This is a genomic window from Vibrio maritimus (assembly GCF_021441885.1).
GTDB lineage: Bacteria > Pseudomonadota > Gammaproteobacteria > Enterobacterales > Vibrionaceae > Vibrio > Vibrio maritimus_B.
Map to the genome: position 1 here is coordinate 155533 of NZ_CP090438.1, position 21233 is coordinate 176765.

20 protein-coding genes are annotated in these 21233 nt (G+C 46.6%); 5 read left to right on the forward strand and 15 right to left on the reverse strand.

Annotated features, from left to right (window positions below; genetic code table 11):
• Nucleotides 1-155 precede the first annotated feature (155 nt).
• Nucleotides 156-1022, reverse strand: a complete 867-nt coding sequence (locus tag LY387_RS00735) for a YicC/YloC family endoribonuclease (protein WP_128648010.1) — start codon at nt 1020-1022, stop codon at nt 156-158.
• A gap of 151 nt (nt 1023-1173) precedes the next feature.
• Between LY387_RS00735 and rph the strand changes: the two genes are divergently transcribed.
• Both rph and pyrE read left to right on the forward strand, forming a co-directional pair.
• On the forward strand, nt 1174-1890 hold the full coding sequence (gene rph / locus LY387_RS00740; RefSeq protein ID WP_234494980.1) for a ribonuclease PH: 717 nt from the start codon (nt 1174-1176) through the stop codon (nt 1888-1890).
• A gap of 250 nt (nt 1891-2140) precedes the next feature.
• The gene (gene pyrE, locus LY387_RS00745; protein WP_234494981.1) at nt 2141-2782 is read left to right on the forward strand and encodes an orotate phosphoribosyltransferase; all 642 of its coding nucleotides are present in this window, start codon (nt 2141-2143) and stop codon (nt 2780-2782) included.
• Between the two features lie 74 nt (nt 2783-2856).
• On the opposite strand, the gene LY387_RS00750 is transcribed toward pyrE, so the two are convergent.
• Genes LY387_RS00750 through coaD form a run of 3 tightly spaced genes read right to left on the reverse strand, consistent with a single transcriptional unit; the run spans nt 2857 to nt 5800 of the window.
• On the reverse strand, nt 2857-4257 hold the full coding sequence (locus tag LY387_RS00750; protein WP_234494982.1) for an ArnT family glycosyltransferase: 1401 nt from the start codon (nt 4255-4257) through the stop codon (nt 2857-2859).
• A gap of 41 nt (nt 4258-4298) precedes the next feature.
• Nucleotides 4299-5303 carry a glycosyltransferase family 9 protein gene (locus LY387_RS00755; protein WP_234494983.1) on the reverse strand — a complete coding sequence of 335 codons (1005 nt, stop codon included), beginning with the start codon at nt 5301-5303 and terminating at the stop codon, nt 4299-4301.
• Nucleotides 5304-5305: 2 nt separating this feature from the next.
• Entirely contained in the window at nt 5306-5800 is a 495-nt protein-coding gene (gene coaD / locus LY387_RS00760) for a pantetheine-phosphate adenylyltransferase (RefSeq protein ID WP_234494984.1), read from the reverse strand.
• Between the two features lie 139 nt (nt 5801-5939).
• Here coaD and LY387_RS00765 point away from each other — a divergent pair, with 139 nt between their 5' ends.
• Complete coding sequence (locus tag LY387_RS00765) at nt 5940-6971, forward strand: glycosyltransferase family 9 protein (RefSeq protein ID WP_234494985.1); 1032 nt, start codon at nt 5940-5942, stop codon at nt 6969-6971.
• Nucleotides 6972-7036: 65 nt separating this feature from the next.
• Here the strand turns inward: LY387_RS00765 and LY387_RS00770 are convergent, their stop codons facing one another.
• Complete coding sequence (locus tag LY387_RS00770; RefSeq protein ID WP_234494986.1) at nt 7037-7834, reverse strand: glycosyltransferase family 2 protein; 798 nt, start codon at nt 7832-7834, stop codon at nt 7037-7039.
• Nucleotides 7831-8886, reverse strand: a complete 1056-nt coding sequence (locus tag LY387_RS00775) for a glycosyltransferase family 9 protein (RefSeq protein ID WP_234494987.1) — start codon at nt 8884-8886, stop codon at nt 7831-7833. Before LY387_RS00775 ends, LY387_RS00770 begins: the two co-directional genes overlap by 4 nt.
• 120 nt (nt 8887-9006) lie before the next feature.
• On the opposite strand from LY387_RS00775, the gene LY387_RS00780 reads away from it, so the two are divergent.
• Nucleotides 9007-9723, forward strand: coding sequence for a 3-deoxy-D-manno-octulosonic acid kinase (locus LY387_RS00780; RefSeq protein ID WP_234494988.1), 717 nt, complete (start codon nt 9007-9009; stop codon nt 9721-9723).
• Between the two features lie 71 nt (nt 9724-9794).
• On the forward strand, nt 9795-10703 hold the full coding sequence (locus LY387_RS00785; protein ID WP_234494989.1) for a glycosyltransferase family 9 protein: 909 nt from the start codon (nt 9795-9797) through the stop codon (nt 10701-10703).
• A gap of 106 nt (nt 10704-10809) precedes the next feature.
• On the opposite strand, the gene LY387_RS00790 is transcribed toward LY387_RS00785, so the two are convergent.
• From LY387_RS00790 to LY387_RS00830, 9 genes are read right to left on the reverse strand one after another with little or no spacing between them, the layout of a single operon-like run.
• The gene (locus tag LY387_RS00790) at nt 10810-11628 is read right to left on the reverse strand and encodes a glycosyltransferase (RefSeq protein ID WP_234494990.1); all 819 of its coding nucleotides are present in this window, start codon (nt 11626-11628) and stop codon (nt 10810-10812) included.
• A complete protein-coding gene (locus LY387_RS00795; RefSeq protein ID WP_234494991.1) occupies nt 11618-12859 on the reverse strand; it encodes an O-antigen ligase family protein in 1242 nt (413 codons plus the stop codon). Before LY387_RS00795 ends, LY387_RS00790 begins: the two co-directional genes overlap by 11 nt.
• Nucleotides 12856-13884 (reverse strand): glycosyltransferase family 4 protein, encoded by a 1029-nt coding sequence (locus LY387_RS00800; RefSeq protein WP_234494992.1) that lies wholly within the window; start codon nt 13882-13884, stop codon nt 12856-12858. Before LY387_RS00800 ends, LY387_RS00795 begins: the two co-directional genes overlap by 4 nt.
• Nucleotides 13877-15151 carry a lipid IV(A) 3-deoxy-D-manno-octulosonic acid transferase gene (waaA, locus tag LY387_RS00805; RefSeq protein ID WP_234494993.1) on the reverse strand — a complete coding sequence of 425 codons (1275 nt, stop codon included), beginning with the start codon at nt 15149-15151 and terminating at the stop codon, nt 13877-13879. Before waaA ends, LY387_RS00800 begins: the two co-directional genes overlap by 8 nt.
• Nucleotides 15148-16584, reverse strand: a complete 1437-nt coding sequence (locus LY387_RS00810) for a 3-deoxy-D-manno-octulosonic acid transferase (protein ID WP_234494994.1) — start codon at nt 16582-16584, stop codon at nt 15148-15150. The genes waaA and LY387_RS00810 overlap by 4 nt, the downstream gene beginning before the upstream one ends.
• 20 nt (nt 16585-16604) lie before the next feature.
• Entirely contained in the window at nt 16605-17009 is a 405-nt protein-coding gene (locus LY387_RS00815) for a GtrA family protein (RefSeq protein ID WP_234494995.1), read from the reverse strand.
• Entirely contained in the window at nt 17006-17995 is a 990-nt protein-coding gene (locus tag LY387_RS00820) for a glycosyltransferase family 2 protein (protein WP_234494996.1), read from the reverse strand. Before LY387_RS00820 ends, LY387_RS00815 begins: the two co-directional genes overlap by 4 nt.
• A complete protein-coding gene (gene waaF, locus LY387_RS00825) occupies nt 17988-19019 on the reverse strand; it encodes a lipopolysaccharide heptosyltransferase II (protein ID WP_234494997.1) in 1032 nt (343 codons plus the stop codon). Before waaF ends, LY387_RS00820 begins: the two co-directional genes overlap by 8 nt.
• Entirely contained in the window at nt 19016-20782 is a 1767-nt protein-coding gene (locus tag LY387_RS00830; protein WP_234494998.1) for a polysaccharide deacetylase family protein, read from the reverse strand. Before LY387_RS00830 ends, waaF begins: the two co-directional genes overlap by 4 nt.
• Nucleotides 20783-21233: the final 451 nt, after the last annotated feature.

Genomic DNA, 21233 nt, shown 5'->3' on the forward strand with positions numbered 1-21233 from the left:
ACGTAGGCAGGAATCTTCTTGAGGCCTGGTGCGAACGTTGAGTATACCTCCGCTAACACGGGAGCACGACTCGTGTGAGGGAGCGGTTAATTTGAGCGCGGTACACAAGCAATAAAAAAGCAGGCATCAGCCTGCTTTTTTATCATTCAACAGAATTATTCAATATTCTGAATCTGCTCACGCATCTGCTCAATCAACACCTTAAGCTCAACACCTGATGCAGTGATATCCGTACTGATAGACTTAGACGCGAGCGTGTTCGACTCGCGGTTAAACTCTTGCATCATAAAGTCGAGACGACGACCGACTGCGCCACCTTTTTTCATGATGCTGTTGGTTTCTTTAACGTGAGAGTCTAGACGGTCTAGCTCTTCTGCTACGTCAGATTTTTGCGCCAGAAGAATCAACTCTTGCTCAACGCGAGAGGCATCAAGCTCAATCTTGGCTTCTTCAAATTTGCCCAGTAGACGTTCACGTTGCCATTCGATGATTTCTGGCATGCGAGCGCGAACCTTCACCACTTCTTCTGTGATGGCATCTAAACGCTGAACGATCAACGCCTTCATGTTTTCACCTTCACGACCACGCGCTTCGATGAAGTCACTCAGTGCACCCTCAAAGCCGTCTAGTAGTGCTTTGTTGATGGTGTCCATATCTTGCTCTGGCGTTTCCATCACACCTGGCCACTGCATGACTTGGAATGGGTTAATGCGGTTTTGCTCACCAGTGAGCCCCATAATCTGGTTCGCTGCACCAATCACTTGCTTAGCGAGTGTTTCATTGATGTTCAGCTCACCTTTCGCTGCAGGGTTAGCTTCAAAGCGGAGGTGACATTCGACCTTACCGCGCGCCAAACGCTTGCGGAAGCGCTCACGAAGTACAGGTTCAAGGCCACGGAACTGCTCAGGAAGACGGAAGTATGTTTCGAGATAACGTTGGTTTACAGAGCGGATTTCCCATACTGCGCTACCCCAGTCACCTTTGACCTCTTTGCGCGCGTACGCGGTCATGCTGTAGATCATGAAATGATTCCCTTGGATTCAATAAATGTGTTCAAACTGTCTTCATGGTAGCACAGAGCTCGAATCGAAGTCACACAACCTAGACCCATACTCGCTTCTCCGTTATAATCTTCGCCCAACCAAATTCGCTTCCCCAACAAAGGTAATGTCCATGCGTCCAAATGATCGCGCAGCAGACCAAGTGCGCCCAATAAAAATTACTCGCAACTATACCGCTTACGCAGAAGGCTCTGTGCTGGTAGAGTTCGGCAATACCAAAGTGTTGTGTAACGCAACAGTGGAAGAGAATGTGCCTCGTTGGCTAAAAGGTCAGGGTAAAGGCTGGGTAACCGCTGAATACGGCATGCTACCACGCTCGACGCACTCAAGAATGCGTCGTGAAGCTGCCAGTGGCAAGCAAGGCGGCCGCACCATGGAAATCCAACGCCTGATCGCTCGCAGCCTACGCGCAGTCGTAGACCTCGAAGCTATGGGTGAAATCATGGTGACAGTAGACTGTGACGTTATCCAAGCGGACGGTGGTACTCGTACTGCATCTATTTCTGGCGCTAGCGTTGCAATGGCAGACGCATTTGCTCACCTTGTAGCAAAAGGCACGCTAAAAGCGAACCCAATGAAAGGGCACGTTGCGGCAGTATCTGTGGGCATTCTTGGTGAAGACGTTTTGTGTGACCTTGAATATACAGAAGACTCAGCAGCCGATACTGACATGAACGTTGTGATGACTGAAGATGGTCGCATGATCGAAATCCAGGGCACCGCAGAAGGCGAACCGTTTAGCCACGATGAGCTAATGGCGCTACTGGCGTCAGCGAAGAAAGGCATTACCGAGATCGTAGCCGCTCAGAAGCTGGCATTAGAAGATTGATTGATGGCTCCCGTAAGGGGGCTATTTTTTTGTGTATTACAGATACACAACGACGCGTCATTCCACTGGCCGTGCGCCTACGCAGGCAGGTATCTACTTGAGGCTTGGTGCATGCTTTGAGTAGACCCCTGTCTGCACAGGGGTGACGAGAGCCCAGGGTTAGTAAACCACTAAATAAAAAGACATAAAGCATCATGTCTACCGGGGTATGACAACAACATACCTAAACACAACAACCGAGAGAGATAAAATGAAAGCATACCAGCGTGAATTTATTGAATTTGCATTAGAGAAAGAAGTCCTAAAGTTTGGCGAGTTTACCCTTAAATCTGGTCGTAAAAGCCCGTACTTCTTTAACGCTGGGCTTTTCAATACGGGTCGTGACCTTGCTCGTCTAGGTCGCTTCTACGCAGCAGCACTAGCAGACTCTGGCATTGAGTTTGACGTGCTATTTGGCCCTGCTTACAAAGGCATCCCAATCGCAACAACAACAGCGGTAGCACTCGCTGATCATCACGACATCGACACTCCTTACTGCTTTAACCGCAAAGAAGCGAAAGACCACGGTGAAGGTGGCAACCTGGTAGGTAGCGCACTTGAAGGTCGTATTATGCTGGTGGATGACGTGATCACAGCAGGCACTGCAATTCGTGAGTCGATGGAAATCATCAAAGCAAACGGCGCTGACCTAGCAGGCGTACTTGTTGCTATTGACCGTCAAGAAAAAGGCAAAGGTGAGCTATCTGCGATTCAAGAAGTTGAACGCGACTTTGGCTGCGCAGTGATTTCAATTGTAAGCCTAACTGATCTTATTACTTACCTTGAAGAGAAAGGTGGTAATGCTGAGCATTTAGAGGCGGTGAAGGCGTATCGAGCGTCTTACGGCATCTAAGCCAAATCTCAAACAAAAGGCCCATAGCTTATTGAGCTATGGGCCTTTTTTACAGTTACAATCTACTCTACATATCAGTTAAATTTGCAAAGTAGCGCAACACGAGAATCACTTTCTGCCTGGGGTTCACTACAAACCACTTTGTCAGCTGCGACTGCACTCCACTTCTCTCGCCACTCTTTACGAACCACAATGTAGAAGTCTTCTTTATCCTTAATATCTTCGATAGCGTTGATAACTTTAGCGTTACCGCTACTGTAGTATTGACCAGAATAAGAGCGCGACTCTAGATAGTAAGTCGGTACCGACGGGTCAATCTCTTGAAAGATGGATTTATCGCTATTGTCGGCAACCTGCCCCGTGTGAAGTAGCCAAGTAGCTGCAATAAGCGCAACTGGCACCACCAAAGCCGCTATGCTCATCCAAACGATGTCTTTTTTCTTCCAGAATATCGCCAGTAGCACAGCTACTGCAGGTGTGCCAGGAAGAACGTAGGTTGGCAGAATATTGCTCGATAGTGTGAACAAAATGAGTGGTGATAGTGCCCACCAGATAGCAAAGCTTGTGAAACCGTTGTTTTGTTTCGCTTGCTCTAAGCCATACTTCGCACGCACGAGCATAACAACGGGTAAAATCAGAGACCACGGTAGTACCGCTAATAGCCAGAAGAAGAAAATCTTTCCTTTAGGCTCTTCATGACCAGAACCATAGAGATCGCCTTCCCAACCAGGTTCTACAAAGCGCTTATAGTGCTCGCCGACGATAAAGTAGTCGAGGAAACCTGGCGTTGCACGCTCGGCCATTAGATACCACGGTAGTGCGATCGCTAGCATTAGCAGCGTTCCCTTGATGAGCGGGAATCGACGCCACAGCTCGACAAACGCTCCAATTATACCGTGCTGAATCACCATCCATGGGAACACACCAAGACCAAATAGCACAATAGCAACAGGGCCTTTAGCAAGCAGGCCGACCGCAAGACCAGCGAAACCCACATAACCCCAGAAGGTTTTACCCAGCCAACATTGGTAAAAACCAATCATCGCCATAGTGAGTCCCACTGTCAGTGCCATATCGGTCATAACAGCGCCGGCTGAGATAGAGAAGACAAGTGTAGTCGATAGCACAACGGCGGCAACTAACGGGTTGTATCCATTTTTCTTTGAGAACCAAGCCGCGAACCAAACGACAAACACACCCGCAGCCCAATGCGGCAAGCGCAGAGTAAACTCAGAGAGTCCGAACATTTCAACGCTGATGGCGCTCATCCAGGTAAACAGAGGCGGTTTACCCCAGAAAGGGACACCATAATCAAAAAGCGGTGTTAACCAGTTTCCTGTTTCGACCATTAAGCGTGCCATCTCGCCATAACGAGACTCTGTCGTATCCATTAATGGATACAAACCTAATGAAAGTAGACGGATAAGTAACGCACCTATCAATAAAGTCCAGAGTGTGCGTTCTTTATTAATCATCTTTTACTCCTAACAAATAAGGCAACATAGGCGGTCGAAATCTAGTGTGACGACTGACTGATATAAGGGCTTATGATGTCTAAGACCATTTCTGGGTGCAGTTGTTTCATACACCGATTGTTCTTACACGTTTTGAAACGTTCAGTATGAGAACAAGGACTGCATTCTATGTTGATCGAGGCGATGTGGACAGTATTAAATTTGCACGAATAAGGTGCTGTGCCTTTTGGATCGCTAGGACCAAACAAAGCGACTGTCGGCGCGCCTGCAGCGGCAGCCATATGAGACGGACCCGTGTCGGTGGTCACGACGGCCTTAGCACCTTGTAAAACAGCAATCAGCTCAGGAAGGTTAGACTTACCTAATAGGTCGATAACATCAGTGCCGAGGCCATTTAAAAACTCTGACAAATAAGCTTTTTCTTCGTCAGTCCCCACCAGAACCACAGGGATGTCTTTTGTTGAGAGTTCTATTAAAGAACGCCAATGTGGCAGCGGCCATGAACGGTAACTTCGATAGTCGGTTTTGTCCGAGTGGCTGTTAGCGGGATGAAAGACGACGTAGCGCTCTGGCAAGTTAAACTTGGCTTTCACATGACTCAGCTCGTCACCGATTAGGCGAGGAAAACCATTAGTGTCTTCGACGCTAGCGAGAGCTAGTGAAGCTAGCATATGTTCCACCGCGTGCACTTCTGAGGTATCAATCTCAACATCCCCAATGTGAATCGCTTTTCGAGCGGCAATGTAGTTCACAAAGCGGCGAAATGATTTAGAGTTCTCTAAGTTAACGACTAAGTCATAAGGGGCTTTTTGAGCATGCGCCAGCATCTTGAGTTTGGGCACGTTGAAGAGCGTGGCTAACTTACGACTCTTAATCGTAAAGACCGTATTGATACGATGATCTTTGGCAAATAATCCTTTTGCTAATGGGTTGCCTAGCCAGTCGATACGAGTATCTTCACCAAAGTGTTTGCGCAGACAGTCGATGACTGCGGTGGCAAAGATAGTATCGCCGAGGGCTCCGGCTCTAATAACAAGGATCTTCATAACTATACGATTTTCTTAGACTCTAGCGCATTGGCTACAATAGGTGGAACAAATTGAGTCACATCCCCGCCATGAATAGCCACTTCACGAACCAAAGTTGAAGATATAAATGCGTGCTCTTCTGCAGGCGTTAGGAATACGCTCTCTAATCCAGGCAATAGGCGGCGGTACATGTTAGTGAGACCAAACTCATACTCAAAGTCGACCGTAGTTCGTAATCCGCGAATGAGCACATTGGCTTGCTCTACTTTGGCAAAATCGACGAGCAAACCAGAAAACCCTTTAGAGGTAACATTTGGAAGATGGCTCGTTACTTGGCGAGAGAACTCAACCCGTTCTTCTAAGGTAAATAAGGTGTTTTTACTTGGGCTGGCAGCGATCGCTATAATGATTTCATCAAACATGGTGGATGCACGCTCGATGAGGTCGAGGTGTCCGTTCGTGATTGGATCGAATGTGCCAGGGTAAATGACTCTGGATAGGCGTTTTTGACTCACAGTATTCTCTCTGGTCGAGTTTTGGCGGTAAGTTTACCATGTTATAGACAGGAACAAAGGGGTACGCAAGAGTTATCATTATGCAGTGGACTTGCTATCATCAGGTGTTGGTTTAGCTAGAGTGAAAACAATGAGCAGAATGAAAAACATACTCGTGGTGCGTAATGACAAGATCGGAGACTTCATGCTTGCGTGGCCAAGTTTCGCGATGCTAAAGCAATCTCTTCCTGATTGTCGCGTTACTGCTCTGGTTCCCAGTTACACCGCAGCCCTCGCCAAGGCATGCCCTTGGATTGATGAGGTCATTATTGATGCTGGCAAAAAAGCCGATAAAGCGATGCAGCAGGCTCTAGTGCGCACCATAAAAAGTGCCAATTTTGATGCATCGATCAATCTGTTCTCCGATACCTATAACGCACTGCTGGTGTGGAAAGCGAGAATTCCTTATCGTTTAGCGCCTGCCACTAAGTTCGCACAGGTGTTTTACAACAAACGCATTAAGCAAAAGCGCTCACAAAGTGCCAAGCCTGAGTTTGAGTACAATTTAGACCTTATCCGTGCATTTTTGAACGATCAGTCAGTTGCGATTGTTGAGCCCAAAGCCCCTTACTTCTCCTTTTCTTTAGATTCGCTCGCTAAGCAAAAAGAAAAGTTGTCCGAGCAACTTGGCTTGAACAAGGCGAAGTCATGGCTCTATGTGCATGCAGGTAGCGGTGGCTCTGCGAATAACCTGAGCTTGGAGCAGTACTGCTCGCTACTGAAAGGACTTAATGAAGATTTTGAAATCGTACTGACCGCAGGACCAGGTGAACAAGAGAAAGCGCAAGAGCTGCAGAGTCTGCTCAAAGAAAACGCCCTAGCGAGCGTGATCTACGATAAAAATGATGGCCTCGTTGACTTTTCATGCTCTCTGGCTTGTGCGAGCTTGTTCATCGCTGGCTCAACAGGGCCGCTTCACATTGCCGCAGCGCTGGATGTTCCTACCGTTGGTTTTTTCCCAGCCAAGCGCTCAGCGACACCGCTGCGTTGGCGACCGCTAAACTCTGAAGGTAAACATATCGCGTTTTGCCCACCGAAAGCAGAGGATAAAGCGAGCCAAGATGATATGTCGCGAATCGATGTCATTGCATGCTCTAACGATGTAAACAGCTGGTGGCAGGGCATTCGATAGGGGCAAAAAAGCCAAGAGGTTATTCTCTTGGCTTCTCGTTTATTCGGGATGGCTTTTTTCAGCGACTAAGATTTTTGCTGGCTATCGTTCGCTCTTGCCCAAAGGTCGGCGTATTTGATGAATGTTGAATGCGCCGACAGAATTGCAATCAAGAAGCCTTGCTTACCGTCCAAGAAACCACGCTTCAATACGTACATTTTCAGGAAGCAGCCGAGCGCGTGCAATATCGCTTGCGACAGCGAGGCTGATTTACCGCGTTTCTGTTTTTGGTCCGCCCAAGCGCGACCATAACTCGCCGATTTCACCAAGTAGTGTTCCATATCCTTATAGGAATAGTGAAGGATGTCACCCTTGAGTCGCTTAGTCTCTGTTCCTTCTGGAATGATGACCGACTCATGCACTAAATTATCGTTATATTTCGTCAATGTATTTGGATACAGGCGAACATGGTGATAGTACCAACCCGAGTGCTTTAGGAAGCGACCAAATACCCAAGTCAGCTCATTCAAACTGAATACCGCGTTTTTCGGTGGTGACACCAGCATGGCTTGAATTTCCTGCTGCAGCACATCATCAATGCGCTCGTCAGCATCCAAAGCGAGGATCCAATCACAGTCAGTATACGACTGAGCCAGTTGTTTCTGTTTACCAAACCCAGGCCACTCACTGTTTACGAAGAATTTTGCGCCGTACTTCTCTGCGATCTGCTGCGTTCCATCCGTACTACCTGAGTCGACGATGACGATCTCATCAACCCAAGTGACACTTTGCAAACACTCCTCCAATGACGCCTCTTCATTTTTTGTAATGATGATGGCAGCAATGGATGCTCGCTCTTGATGGGCTGTTGTTTGTGATGTCATAGTTTTTCCTCGTGACAAACAAGGTCGAACATGTCGATTACTTGCTGTGGTTGGATGCGTTGCATCGCTTGTTTATCTTTCACTCGTGTACGCCACTCAAGCTCACTGCTTGGCTTACCGGTTTCGGCAATGATAGCCTTTTCATAGGCTGAAACAACATACTTTTGATAGTTGTAAGGCCCCGTGCGAAGCGGATTATGGTGAGCATACAACCCAATCACCGGTGTCGCCATCGCGTTAGCCATATGCGTTGGCCCAGTATCAGGAGCCAACACTAGATCGGCGCGATCAATCAGTGCCAACATCTGCATAATGTCTGTCTGACCGATAAGGTTGGTCACAAGGTTAGGGCACAGCCTTTCTATCTGTTCGCCAAGTTCAATCTCGATCTGTGCTGGACTGCCACCTAAGATGATATTCCAACCGAGTTCAGAGGCGTGCTGAATCACTTGAGCATAACCTTCGGCAGTCCAGTTTTTATAGCCTTTGCTTGCCGCAGGTACGATGACAAGATTTCGTTTTGAATCTTCTGAAATAATCCCCTCAGACCAAGACCTAGCTTCTGCCGGGTAGTCCAAGCTCCACTTTGGATAGGTTGCTGGCACACCTAAGCTTTGTGTAAATGCCATTAACCCATCAAGTACATGGAGTTTAGTTGGAGAGGGCACTTTCACGTTGGTAAACAAATGCTGCAAGTCCTGTGAGCGCGCTTTATCAAAGCCGAGCTTGTATTTCGCTTTGATCCCCAAGGTAGCAATGCTCGCTCTAAACGCATATTGCATATGCAATAGAGCATCAAACTGTTGTCCTTTGAGTTGCTTCCAAAGCTGAGTATAGCCACGCCATCCGGCTTTCTTGTCGAATACCACGACATCTACACCGGGTAGGTCGCGAATCAGCTTCGCTTCGAGGCTACCCGTCACCCAAGTAATTCTCACCGAAGGCCAATGAGATTGAATCGATTGTACCGCCGCAATGGTATTGCATACATCGCCAAGGGCAGAGAGCCTTAGAATACAAATGGACTTGGGTGGCTGACTAAACAGGGACATAGGAATGCGGTCTTGGGGAATTATGGTAAAGATTATGCAGGGCTGAGGTTTGATTGTAAAATAGGAACTTACAAAATGTAATTCTATGCATGTAGAGGCATTAACAGCAAAGGCCTATCTGTGAAAGAACTTAAAAAAAACAGCACTAAGTTTTGGTATAACGAGTCACTGCTTACCGATCCAGTCGAGCAAGTATTTGAGCCAGACTATTGGCAGGCGCAAGACCGTATTATCGGCAGCGCTCAAGGCCGAGGTACGACTTGGTTCGTTAGAATGGATACGTGCGATGCGGCGCTTCGTCATTACCGCAGAGGCGGGCTGTTTGGCAGGTTAGTGAAAGACTACTACTGGTTTACTGGTTGGAAAAATACGCGCAGCTACAAAGAATACGCCCTGCTCAATACCTTAGCGAAAGCTGGCGTGAATGTTCCAAGACCTATTGCTATTCGCACGGTTCGGTCTGGTTGCTTCTATCGAGCTGATTTACTGAGCGAAAAAGTCAAAGACGCTGAAGATCTTGTGTCGTTTCTATCCAAAAGAACTATTTCGAAACAGCTATGTCGAAGTATTGGTTATGAAATAAAGAAAATGCATCAAATCAACGTTAATCATACCGATCTGAACATTCACAATATCCTTATCGATAACACCAATAAGGTGTGGCTCATTGACTTTGACAAGTGCCACAAATCAAATGATCACGGATGGAAGCAAGAGAACATGAATCGTTTAGAGCGTTCGTTTCGTAAAGAGAAAGGCAGGGTTGCTGCCCTTAAGGATATGAATGTGGAAAACATCTTTGGAGACATTCAGATTGGATACAACGAACAAAAATAAAGGGTCAATAATGGGAATGGAGTGGTTTACAAACTGTGGCGCGGAGAGCCGCTGGAAGTGATGGCGGTATCATGAAAAAAGTCGTAGTTATCAACGACCGAGGTATGGGAGATTGCCTAATCAGCCTCATGGCCGTGGATAGCGTTATTGAATTGGATAACGATATAGAAATCAATTATGTCTTCTCAAAGCAACATATTGATTTATTTGAACATAGCATTTTTAATCAAAGAAAAAACGTCCACTATCATCAGGGTAACTACCGAGCGGTCAGTGACATCTTAGACTTTGTAAAATACCTCTTCAAAAAAAAGCCAGACCTAGTTATCGACATATCAAGGACTCGTCGGATAAAGAAGGTGATGAATACCTTAAACACCCTGACGTTTAACAAGTTTCCTTTCAAAAGTTTGCAAGGTAAGCCTTTTGATAAGAGCCAATTTGACGCACTTTCTTTGTCGATACATGATCTTCAAGTGTTGTTAGAGCGACCGATTGAAAAGCTTACTCGCACTGAGTCTATTGGGCTCTGTGAGCTATCAGAAAAGCCACGCATCATTGTCTCTATGGCAACCTCAACCAAAGAGCATCAAATTGACGTTGCGCTATTTGTTGAGTTGGTGAGTCTTGTTACGGCACGTTTTCCCGATAAAACAATTACATACATGTACAGTGGTACGAAGTTAGATCTTGAGACAAAACGGCGCATGGAAAAGCAACTGCCTGATCTTGATTACGTGCAAAGCGAGCTGAACAAGACCCCAGATTACTTCAGTGATGCCATGATGTTCATTGGATTGGACACTGGGATAAAACACTTAGCCGCGTATATGAATGTACCGACATTTAGCTTTATTCCAGTCAAGAGTTACCCTTACAGCCATCCATACAAAGCGCCGCACAAGTGTCTGCGCATGGATAGCCCACAAGAAGAGAGTCTGCGCGAGTTTAGCCAATGGCTGAGCACTAATTTTGATTAGTCGATGGTCTATACAGTTTCACAGGTGTGAAAAAGGGAGGTATTGTCATAATACCTCCCTTTTTAAAACGCTTGGAGAGTGCGATTATCTTGCTAGATTGTCAGCGTTATTTTGAGTCCAGTCCTTTATCGGCTCTGTACTTTCCTTCTGCTTTTCTTTGCCTCATAAGCTCTAACAGCTCAGCTTCGTAGGGAATAAACCTTGAGCGCTTCTCATGATAAAGGTGTATGACGTTGGCATAAAACTTAACCGAAGAGACTTTTAGTCCATAAGCTCGAAGTCGCCATTCAATATCCGTATCGTCAGCGATAGCTGTATCTCGATACGACTCATCAAACCCATTGATTGCCTTAAAGTCTTCGGTGTAGCAAGAGAAGTTGCATCCTAGAAGGCTCGTATCTTTTAGCGGCAGAATCTTCTTGAACCAATCGTAGCTGACATTAAGTCCAGCCTCGACATGGCCTTCTTGACAGTCTTTAGCAATTGCAGGAAGCAAGAGTAAAAACCGAGAGGCTAGAGTGTCAGATGTCATCTCAGCATCGCGGATCTTTCTAGAGAAGCCGGGGCCTAGATTCAAACGTTTGCCCGATAGCACTCGCCCTTTTTGCGACAGCCTGAGGTGATTCTCGATAAAATTAGGGTATGGCACACAATCCCCATCGATGAAGATAACAATATCCCCTTCGGCTAAACTCGCTGCTGAGTTCTGAGCGATGGACTTCCGAATACCATCATCTTCTTGAAAGTGGTGTTTGATCTCTAACTGACTACTGTAACGCTCGACAATCGCTTTCATCTCAGACGAGTCATTATCCTCGGCTATTATGACCTCGAAATCTTTTGTCGTTTGATTACACAAAGCAGCAAGAATCAACTCAATTGCTTGGTAGTCTTTGTATACCGCAACAATCAGGCTAGCCTTCATTGGTGGTCTCCTTTTTAATGCGATCGGACAATGCCAAAGGAATGATGAAAGAGAGTGTCAGTACAGAATAATCCTGTAGCAGACTGTAAAACGGTAGTGTTATCAAAAAACCTGTTCCGTAGATCAGAAACGCACGCGTAGACGGGCTATTTTCATTTCTATCTATAAAGAAACGAGAGGTACAACTCAGGAAGGCTGCACTAATGAGAGCGAAGAATATGATCCCTGATTTTGCAATAACATCGATTGGCCCGTTGTGGAAATCGGTGCCACCGCCAATGCCACCCTCTACGATGAATGTTTCAAACTTTTCAGGTGGCAGAGTATCCATGTAGTCTCGATAGATTTGATCTGTGCTGACCATGCCTGAGCCAACAAGCAAATTCACTTTATTGTCAGATACATTGTGACCTAAGTACTCCACACCAGAGCGCCAAATGGTAAGTCGAACACTGTTTGAGTGGTCAGTCTTTGTTTCCGTGATACTTGCCACTCTTGCTTTCAGGGTGTCGTAATAACCGGGATTGAATTGACTGAGTGAGAATATAGCAACCACTCCAACCAGTATCGACGGAACAAGCAAGTAGCGATGGTAAAGAACCATTGCGACTACAAACATAGCTCCAGTGGCTAACCAACCGCCTCTAGTCCCTGAGATTAGAATGCTGAAGAGTAAAACTAAGATGGGAAGTAGCCACCCAAATGATTTTGGGCTCTTTTTGTCGATTAAGGCAATGCAAAACGCAATACCTAGTAGCAGAGAGTTTATGTGTCTGGAGAAGTCCAACAAACCGGTTGCTCTAGAATGAACTAACCAAACCTCTGTGCCAAACTTCGTAAAACTAGAAATCGCGGCAACAACACACGCTAGAACAAATCCATATATATAAGGTTTAGTGTTAGTCGTTTTGCCGAAAAGATAGACCGCTATGGGAATCACAAGCAGGTAGACATTCTTTTGGAGGAAACTCTGAATGTCTTGAGCATTCGTGTTGACGATAATAGGCCCAATTAAGCCTGCTAAAAAGCAGACGCAGCATACGATAAAGGTCGTTCGCAGTGTTTGTGACTCCGACTTGAGCTGTAGTGGCAAGTAAGTTAGTGTGCCTAACCCCAAGATAAGCGACGCTGCATTCATCCCAGCTTTAGACGTAGGAATAGAAATAACCAATAAAAATAGGAAAAACGCCCAGACTTTGTCGATGTTGGACATTTTAGAAACCTGATTCATAACACCTTTTTCCAGTTCTCGAAGCTTGCTTGTTTTGAGAAGCGACATTGTAGAATGTCGTAGTCGCTTTCAACGAATGTCTGCGTGGTGACTGATGATAGCGCTTGAGCGAGCTCATCTACATCTCTATCTTTTGCTAAGTGAAGGTTGTTAAAACCTATCTCTTTTAGCTCTGGAAAGACGGTATTTGAGTAGCTAATGCACTGCAAACCATAAGACAGCGCCTCAAGAATCACATTCCCCAGTCCTTCACCGTGACTTGGGAACAGGAAATAGCGATGGGAAAGATACATCAGCTCTGGCTTATTAGTAAAGCCAGCAAGGTCGAGTTGAATCCCATGCTCGCTTGCTAGCCTCTCAAGGGTTTTTACATAATCACTTTGGCAACTGCCAACCGCGGTGAGCTTTTTCAAAGAGTCATCAATATTCGCTTTACCCAAAGCGATGATGGCATCTTCAATACCTTTCCCTTTTTCCACACGACCAACAAAGAGAAAAGGCTTCTCTCGCTCAGTTTTAACTTGGGTCGGCAGTTCGATAAAGTTATAAATGGCCTCAACCGGCTTGCCATTAGTCGGGAAAATATCGTAGATATTGCGACGAAGATGCTCACTGATACCGACATAGGCATCAGTACATGAGTAAAACAGTGAGTGAATAAAGTCTTTTTTAGGGGACGACATGGTTGTACCGTGACGAACAATCACTTTGCAGTCGAGTCCCTTTACCGCAAAGTAGATAGACTTTATCTCTGAAGTGCCAAAGAAAACTAGGGTAGAGATCTTTTCATACTGAACGACACGTCTCAGCCCTTTGATTAGCTTAATATCTAGCTTACGTTTAAAGTCGATGGCATGATGCTGGATATCTCTGGATTTCGCCTCTTGCTCAAGGAATGTCGACGCACGACAGATCAGCGAGCAGTCATAACCAAACTCATTGAAGTGCTTAGTGTATTTAAGCGCATCTATCTCCATGCCGCCTTCGAAGTGCGATAAACACAAAACGGCAATTTTCTTAGACATCGTAGCGATCTCTCCACAAGGTTATACTTTTATCGATAGCGCCTTTGTTGTCATTTACAACATCAGAGGCATTTTGTGCTAATTGTTGCTGTTTATCGTTGTTAGCGAGCAGTTCTGATAAGGCGTCAAAAATGCGGTTCTCTACCGCGAGTTCAATCGCATTTGACTCGACCATTTTCTCAACGATGTCTTTAAAGTTAAAGTAGCTCGGGCCGATTATACAAGGTGTCCCCATAGCCGCAGGCTCTAACACATTATGCCCGCCCACTTTACCTTCAAAGAGGCTGCCACCCATAACACAAACATCAGATGCGCCTTGCAGCATCAAAAGGTCGCCCATTGTATCACCGAGATAGACCTGTGTGTCTTCGAGTATCGGAGAGGCCGTGCTGCGCCTTACTGTTTTTAGTCCACGAGCCTCACACAGCGAATAAACATCGTTAAAGCGCTCAGGATGGCGCGGTACCAGTATTAATAGCAGTGCGGGGTTGGTCTCTAGCAAGCGCTGGTGGTAGTCCAACAACACCTCGTCTTCGCCTTTATGAGTACTGGCCGCTATCCAAACCTGTCGCGAGCCGAATGAATCTCGAAGCTGCTTAGATTGATCAAGCAATGTTGCCGGAATATCCACATCATATTTAATCGACCCTGTGGTCTCGAGTTGACCCTCGCTTACCCCTAGCGCTTTAAAACGCTCGGCATCTTGCTTGCTGTGGCAAAGCAGTAGGTCGATGTTTTTGAAAATCAGGCTGCCGATAGACGGAATCTTTTGATAATTCTTAAGTGATTTTTCTGACAGACGAGCATTGATGACGGTGATAGAAACGCCATGCTGATGAACATAGTGCAATGTGTTAGGCCACAGTTCCGTCTCAACAATAATCAGATGGCTAGGCTGAACAGTGCGTAAAAAGCGCTTAACGGCAAAGCCAAAGTCAAGCGGCATGTAGCGATGCTCAGCGATATCGCTAAGCTTTTCTGCTTGCGCTGCTCCTGTTGGGGTCGTTGTCGTAATGATGATTTTTTTGTCTGGGTTTGCTTTAGCGAAACGCTTGATAAGTGGCGTAATGGCTAAGGTTTCCCCCACGGAGACCGCATGAAACCAAACAATCGGCTTATCTGTAGCGTTAACACGGGGAGTGATACCAAAGTGCTCTCGCCAGCGCTTACCCACGCTCGGCTTTCCTGGTTTCTTCTTAAATAGACCATAAAGAAACAGAGGCGCGACGAGTGTGAGTAGTAGCGTATAAACAAAGCGCAATATCATTGTGGTTCCAGATGTAATTTAACGAGATTTTGCTCTAATAGGTATTGTTCTGTTTGCTGAACATAGTCCGCTTCAAAAGAGTACTTAATGCTATCGTGTGAAGCTAAGAGGTTCAGAACAAGCAAATAACCAAGTGATAATTTAAGTAACGTCAACTGCTTATCGCGAACTGTAAACCATGTTGCTAGGGTAGTCGTGACAGAGTAGCGCTGAACGAAGCGCGAGAATTTGCTTGTCGTTTGTCGCGAAGCGTCTGCTTGGTTACGTTCTGACTCTTCATTGGCGATGATACTGCGAATACCTATGAGGATTGGCAGTATGGCAAATGGGTAAACCATAATCAGGTGCCAATACGAGAAGGTAATAGGTGACAAAGATGCGCTAATCAGCACGCCGACAATAGCCCCAAAGACATAGAGTTCAATCCACTGCTGGTTGTCGAGCTCCCCTTTACCTCTTAGACAAATTGGCTTCACGCGTTTCCACCATGTCCAGTTAAACTTGGCTGAAACCACAACGGTAATCGCCCCCACCACAAAGACGAGTGCTTTCCATAAACTAAGCGCAGAGAGCTTAATCCACTCTATTTGAGTCAGCCAATCGAACTCACCATAAGCAATGACTTTGTTGGAGAACAGCATAGAGCCGTAGCGCAGCCAATAGAGTACAGCCTTGAGTACCGGGTAAACGTGGACGATGCCATAACCAATATATCGATCGCTTTCTCGCTTAATATCATCGTTCACCGCGTATTCTTGGAAATAAGGCACGAGTGATAGAAGTAAAACCGCAATCGCAGACACCGCGCCGACCCATGAGATTTGCCCCATTTGACGATAGAACAGATAGCACGAGATAACGGCTAAGATAGGCCAAGAGTAGTGCAGTTGCATCGCGAGGCCTATCGACAACACATGAACGAAGGTATAACCAAACGACTTATGGTTACGCATCTTAGATGCAGACCAAAGATGCATCGCCGCAAACAGACAAAGGTACGAAGGGTTGTAGAGCAAGCTATCGTACAAAAACCATGGATTTAGCCAATAGAGCGCAAGAAAAATCAGTCGCATCAATGCGCTGTTGTTCTCTGGCATCATGGTTTTGATGACATTGTCGAGCAGCACAAGCGAAACGATACGCAGCGCAATGAGCAACACCATAGGTGACCAAGGTGAATCCCACACCAGCAATGGAACACCGATGAGCCACGCCGATAATGAACCCGGAACATTACCCACAGCGCTAGCGGCATTACCATAGTTTAGCCAGGTCCCTTGGTACGCACCCAAGTAGCCTTTGTGTAGCATTTGGGTTTGATCGCCAGTAAGAATTTGGTTTTGTGCGTAGAGGAAGGTCAATACCAGTCCGATAGTAAAACCAAGCGCGTATAGCCAGTGGAAATGTCGTTCTGCGTTTAAGTTAGGGTTCATTCTTCGACTCTTGGAAATCGTTAACGCGATGTTGACTCAGATGAGCCAGCATACGTCCACATTTTATGAATTATATAAGTGATAATTGGTAAAATAACGACGACCATCAGGACCCGAATGTAGCTGTTCCAATCAGAAAAGAGTTCGCTAATTCCTTGCGAGATCATCAATGCTCCAAACTGCACCATAAAAAAGCGCAGGGCGTTGCTGATGTTCACGGAGCGTCTGAACACCAGAATGGTTTGTGCGAAATAAGAAAACAGAAAGGCGATCGAAAAGCCAAGTACATTGGCATAGAGCACATTATCTTGAACCAAGTGAATAAAGCTGAATGCGACGGCAATATGGATTGCCGTCGCTAACCCGCCAGTCAGTGCGAATCGAATGACTCGATACTGGATAAGTCGGTCAATGAGCGCTCTCATTTGGTGTCGCTCGACACGTCTTTTTGCTTAATCGTCACTGGTTCTGAAGACTCACCCAAACTGTCTTCTTCAATGATGTAAGTCGGTCTGCGCTTAGACTCCATATAAAGGCGACCAATATACTCACCCATGACACCAATACCAATCAACTGCACGCCACCTAAAAACAGCATAACAGTAATCAACGAGGCATAACCGGGAGCATCAATGCCGTAGATTAGAGTTTTAATCACAGTAAAGCTGCCATACACAAAAGCCAGAGCAGAGATAAATGAACCGATATATAGCCAGATACGAAGCGGTGCGGTGCTAAAGCTTGTGATGCCATCGAGTGCAAAGTTCCAGAGCTTCCAACCGTTAAAGCTGGTTTCACCTGCTTCGCGTGCTTCGCGTTTGTACTCGACAACCGAGGTTTTGAAACCCACCCAAGAAAAGATGCCTTTCATGAATCGTTGGTTTTCAGGCAGTAATTGAATTGCTTTCACCACGCGGCGGTTGATCAATCGAAAATCACCCACGTTTTCTGGGATCTCTACTTGAGCAACGGCGTTATGAAACTTATAAAAAAGCTCTGCTGTCAGCTTTTTAGCCCAAGTATCCGTGCTGCGATCGACGCGCTTGGCTACCACCACATCAAAGCCTTTCTCCCATTCCGCAAGAAAGTCGTGAATCAGCTCTGGTGGATCTTGTAAGTCAGCATCGATTGGAATCATGACCTCGCCGCGCGCGAGATCTAAACCTGCCGTGAGTGCCGCTTCTTTTCCGAAGTTTCGAGACAGGTTGACCACGCGAATCGTCGAATACTCTTGTTGGAGCTCTTTAATCGTCGCCAGGGTATTATCTTTGCTGCCATCATTGATAAGAATGATTTCGTACGAGTAGGCTGTCGCGTCCAATACAGCACTAATGCGCTGCATGAACAGCCCGACGACTTGTTCTTCGTTATAGCATGGGCAAACGATGGAAATCGTTGGAGCGTTAGTCATTATATCTTGTCTCCAAGTGCTTAATTACTTGTTGTGATTCAAGTTGGTTCAAACAGTTCATATGACCCAGCGGGCACTCGCGCTTAAAACAAGGGCGGCATTCAATATCCGTATGTACCATGGTGAGTTTATCCGTTAATGGCGGCGTATAATCCGGCGAGCTAGAACCGTACACTGCAATCACATTACAGCCTACAGCGGCAGAGATATGCATAAGTCCAGAGTCGTTACTCACCACTGTATCGCAGGCAGCGAGCAAGTCGACCGCTTCAATCAGTGACGTGGAGCCTGCTAGGTTGTGGCAGTATTGCTGCGCTTCTTCAGTTAGGGCTGAGCGAATCTTCTCAGTCACGTCTCGGTCTTTGCCAGAACCAAATAGCCAGACTTGCTGACCGTTATCAATCGCATGCTGTGCGACTTCGGCGTAGCGTTTATCAGGCCAGCGCTTAGCAGGTCCAAACTCGGCGCCTGGGCACATGCCAATTATCTTACGAGCATTATTGAGCTCAAACTTTTCAAAGGTCGCAGCTTGAGAGTTTGTTTCCACTGTTAGCGTCGGGCGAGGGCAGTTCTCAAGTTGAACCTCTTGTTTCATTTTCTCTTTGCTACTGGCTAGCGCCACAAAACGCTCCACATAGTATTGGAATACGCGTTTGTTTGGACGCAAATCGGTCAGTAAGCCATAGCGAGATTCACCTTTCCAACCAATGCGATTAGGAATTCTTGCAAACAGTGGAATCAATGCCGACTTTGCGGAGTTCGGAAGCACATACGCATGGGTATACCCCTCAGACTTAAGACCTCGACCTATCTTCCAGCGACCTTTAAGGTCAAACGCACCGTGACCAATTGGCATCTCTATCGAGCGATTCACCTCTGGCATGCGCGCCAGAATCGGCTCACACCAAGCGGGTGCTAGTACATCGATGGTGGCAGTAGGGTGCTTCTTCTTGAGTGCTTTATAAAGGCTTTGAGACATAACCATGTCGCCAACCCAAGAAGGACCGATAACTAAAATCTTCACTGTTTTACCTTTTTGAACAGATAGTTGCCACGCACTTTGCGCCATAAACCAAAGGCGTCAGTCTTGGGGAAAATCGCGATGCGCCTGATCTGGAAGCGATCTTCATGAAACTTCAATGGACCCGAGTCAGTCGCCACCGCATAGGTGTAACCTAGGGATTTCGCGAGCTTCTTCGAGTCATCATTATGGTCGCCATAAGGGTAGGCGAATGACACTAACGGCTTACCAATAATGGCTTCAAGCTCTTGCTTGTTGGTGTCTATCTCATGTGCTTGTTGCTCAGCAGAGAGCGTGCTCAGTCTTGGGTGAGTCAACGTATGCCCACCAATCTCAACATACCCAGAGTCCGACAGCTCACGAACCTGATCGGCATTCATAATATCCAGCTCACGCTCTTTCTGCTCTGTTTCAACGTCCCAGCGATTAAAGGTTTCACCGGTCACCACGTAAACCGTTGCCTTAAAGCCGTATTTTTTCAGTACAGGCAGCATAAGCTCAAGGTTATCAACATAGCCATCATCGACAGTAATCATGATATAGCGTTTGCCAGGCTCTAAACGTCGAATCGTCCGACCATCGGCAAGATCTTCAAATGTCAAGGTTTCAAAGCCTTGTTTTTTCAGCATCGCCAAATGCTTATCGAACATATCAATATGGATATAAGGCGCAAAGACGTTCTTATCTTCATCGTTATCGATAAAGCGGTGATACATAATCACCGGCATTTCGCGTCTAAGCTTTTCTACATAGATGTCTTGGTACACGCGCTCAACCTGATCGACAATGTTCGTGAGCGTGTAGTTATCGCGAATCACCTGGCTGGTGGCATCACTGCAATGAGGCGTGCTCAAGCCTTTCTCTACCAATGCGGCGATAGTGCTAAAGTCGATATTCATCTCTTTAGCGCCGATATCACCAAAGTTACACGCCATCGCTTCAGCAACATTGGTTTCATCCACAATGCCTACACAGCTAGCTTCACCCACGGCTAACGTCGGTCTGCCGCAAAGCAAAGATTCCATCGCCACACGGCCAGCGCCAATGACAAGATCGGCTTCACTGAGCATTTTCGGCACATCATTGGTGTAGCCAACAAAGTTAACCGTTGAGGTGAACTGCTCAAATTGCTCGGTCATTTCAGAGCCAGTAACGACGCGAATATCATATGTATTCGCATCTAAACATTCATCGAGCAAGCGATAACACAAATCACCCTTAGGACCCGTTAAACGACCGACAATGGTCACAACCGGTTTGGAATTATTGGGAGCAGCAGTTTTCTGGAAGCGATCGGTTTCAATCCCATTGCGACTGACTTCCATCTGCTCAAGAGGTACATCTAGCTCGTTGTGCAGTTGGTCTCGAATGGCTTCACACACTGGAAGGGCTTTATCACCCATCGCATGAAACTTCTTACGCGAAGCATGCACAGGCTGGCGACCATGTACGGTCGTAACCATTGGCGTGCCAGTAATCTTACACGCCACATGACAACTCCAACTCGACGCACGCGAGTGAGCATGTACCAACTGAATGTTGTGCTTTTTAATCAGATAAACCAAATACCCCACATGCCAAAAACGACGAGGCACACTGCGCTTATTAAACCGCAGCGAAAAGAACTCACCGTCGTGAGGCTTAGTCAGGGTATCAGAGACATAAAACACATTATGACCCCGAGCCGTCAGTTCATTACCTACCGTAGTAGCGTAAACCTCAGCCCCAGTCACTTCGAGCTGGGACAGGGCCATAAGAATGTTCATTAATAAACTCTTTTAGATTGTTCTCTTTTATATCGTCACTTAAATGACATCGAAATCCCAACGCTATTGTAACCCAGAGATATCGTCATCCCTGCGCAGGCAGGGATCTACTCTCAGCGCGCACCAAGCCTCAACCAAGATTCCTGTCTACACAGGAATGACGAACCTAATAGCATTGCGCTTCCCAAATTTGACGTCATCCCTGCGCAGGCAGGGATCTACTCTCAGCGCGCACCAAGCCTCAACCAAGATTCCTGTCTACACAGGAATGACGAACCTAATAGCATTGCGCTTCCCAAATTTGACGTCATCCCTGCGCAGGCAGGGATCTACCACCAGCGTGCACCAGGCCTCAACCAAGATTCCTGTCTCCACAGGAATGACGACGCAGTGCGTTTATCGCCTCCCGACAGCACCGGCACTCACCAATATCGTCATCCCGCTAGCCGCG

Coding starts and splice junctions, on each gene's coding strand:
- LY387_RS00750 (WP_234494982.1), bottom strand. CDS start 4,257: ATGATTAATAAAGAACGCACACTCTGGACTTTATTGATAGGTGCGTTA.
- LY387_RS00815 (WP_234494995.1), bottom strand. CDS start 17,009: ATGAGAGCGCTCATTGACCGACTTATCCAGTATCGAGTCATTCGATTC.
- LY387_RS00765 (WP_234494985.1), top strand. CDS start 5,940: ATGAAAAACATACTCGTGGTGCGTAATGACAAGATCGGAGACTTCATG.
- LY387_RS00790 (WP_234494990.1), bottom strand. CDS start 11,628: ATGAAGGCTAGCCTGATTGTTGCGGTATACAAAGACTACCAAGCAATT.
- LY387_RS00785 (WP_234494989.1), top strand. CDS start 9,795: ATGAAAAAAGTCGTAGTTATCAACGACCGAGGTATGGGAGATTGCCTA.
- rph (WP_234494980.1), top strand. CDS start 1,174: ATGCGTCCAAATGATCGCGCAGCAGACCAAGTGCGCCCAATAAAAATT.
- LY387_RS00755 (WP_234494983.1), bottom strand. CDS start 5,303: ATGAAGATCCTTGTTATTAGAGCCGGAGCCCTCGGCGATACTATCTTT.
- LY387_RS00830 (WP_234494998.1), bottom strand. CDS start 20,782: ATGAACATTCTTATGGCCCTGTCCCAGCTCGAAGTGACTGGGGCTGAG.
- LY387_RS00800 (WP_234494992.1), bottom strand. CDS start 13,884: ATGTCTAAGAAAATTGCCGTTTTGTGTTTATCGCACTTCGAAGGCGGC.
- waaA (WP_234494993.1), bottom strand. CDS start 15,151: ATGATATTGCGCTTTGTTTATACGCTACTACTCACACTCGTCGCGCCT.
- LY387_RS00775 (WP_234494987.1), bottom strand. CDS start 8,886: ATGTCCCTGTTTAGTCAGCCACCCAAGTCCATTTGTATTCTAAGGCTC.
- LY387_RS00795 (WP_234494991.1), bottom strand. CDS start 12,859: ATGAATCAGGTTTCTAAAATGTCCAACATCGACAAAGTCTGGGCGTTT.
- LY387_RS00735 (WP_128648010.1), bottom strand. CDS start 1,022: ATGATCTACAGCATGACCGCGTACGCGCGCAAAGAGGTCAAAGGTGAC.
- LY387_RS00770 (WP_234494986.1), bottom strand. CDS start 7,834: ATGACATCACAAACAACAGCCCATCAAGAGCGAGCATCCATTGCTGCC.
- LY387_RS00810 (WP_234494994.1), bottom strand. CDS start 16,584: ATGAACCCTAACTTAAACGCAGAACGACATTTCCACTGGCTATACGCG.
- LY387_RS00820 (WP_234494996.1), bottom strand. CDS start 17,995: ATGACTAACGCTCCAACGATTTCCATCGTTTGCCCATGCTATAACGAA.
- pyrE (WP_234494981.1), top strand. CDS start 2,141: ATGAAAGCATACCAGCGTGAATTTATTGAATTTGCATTAGAGAAAGAA.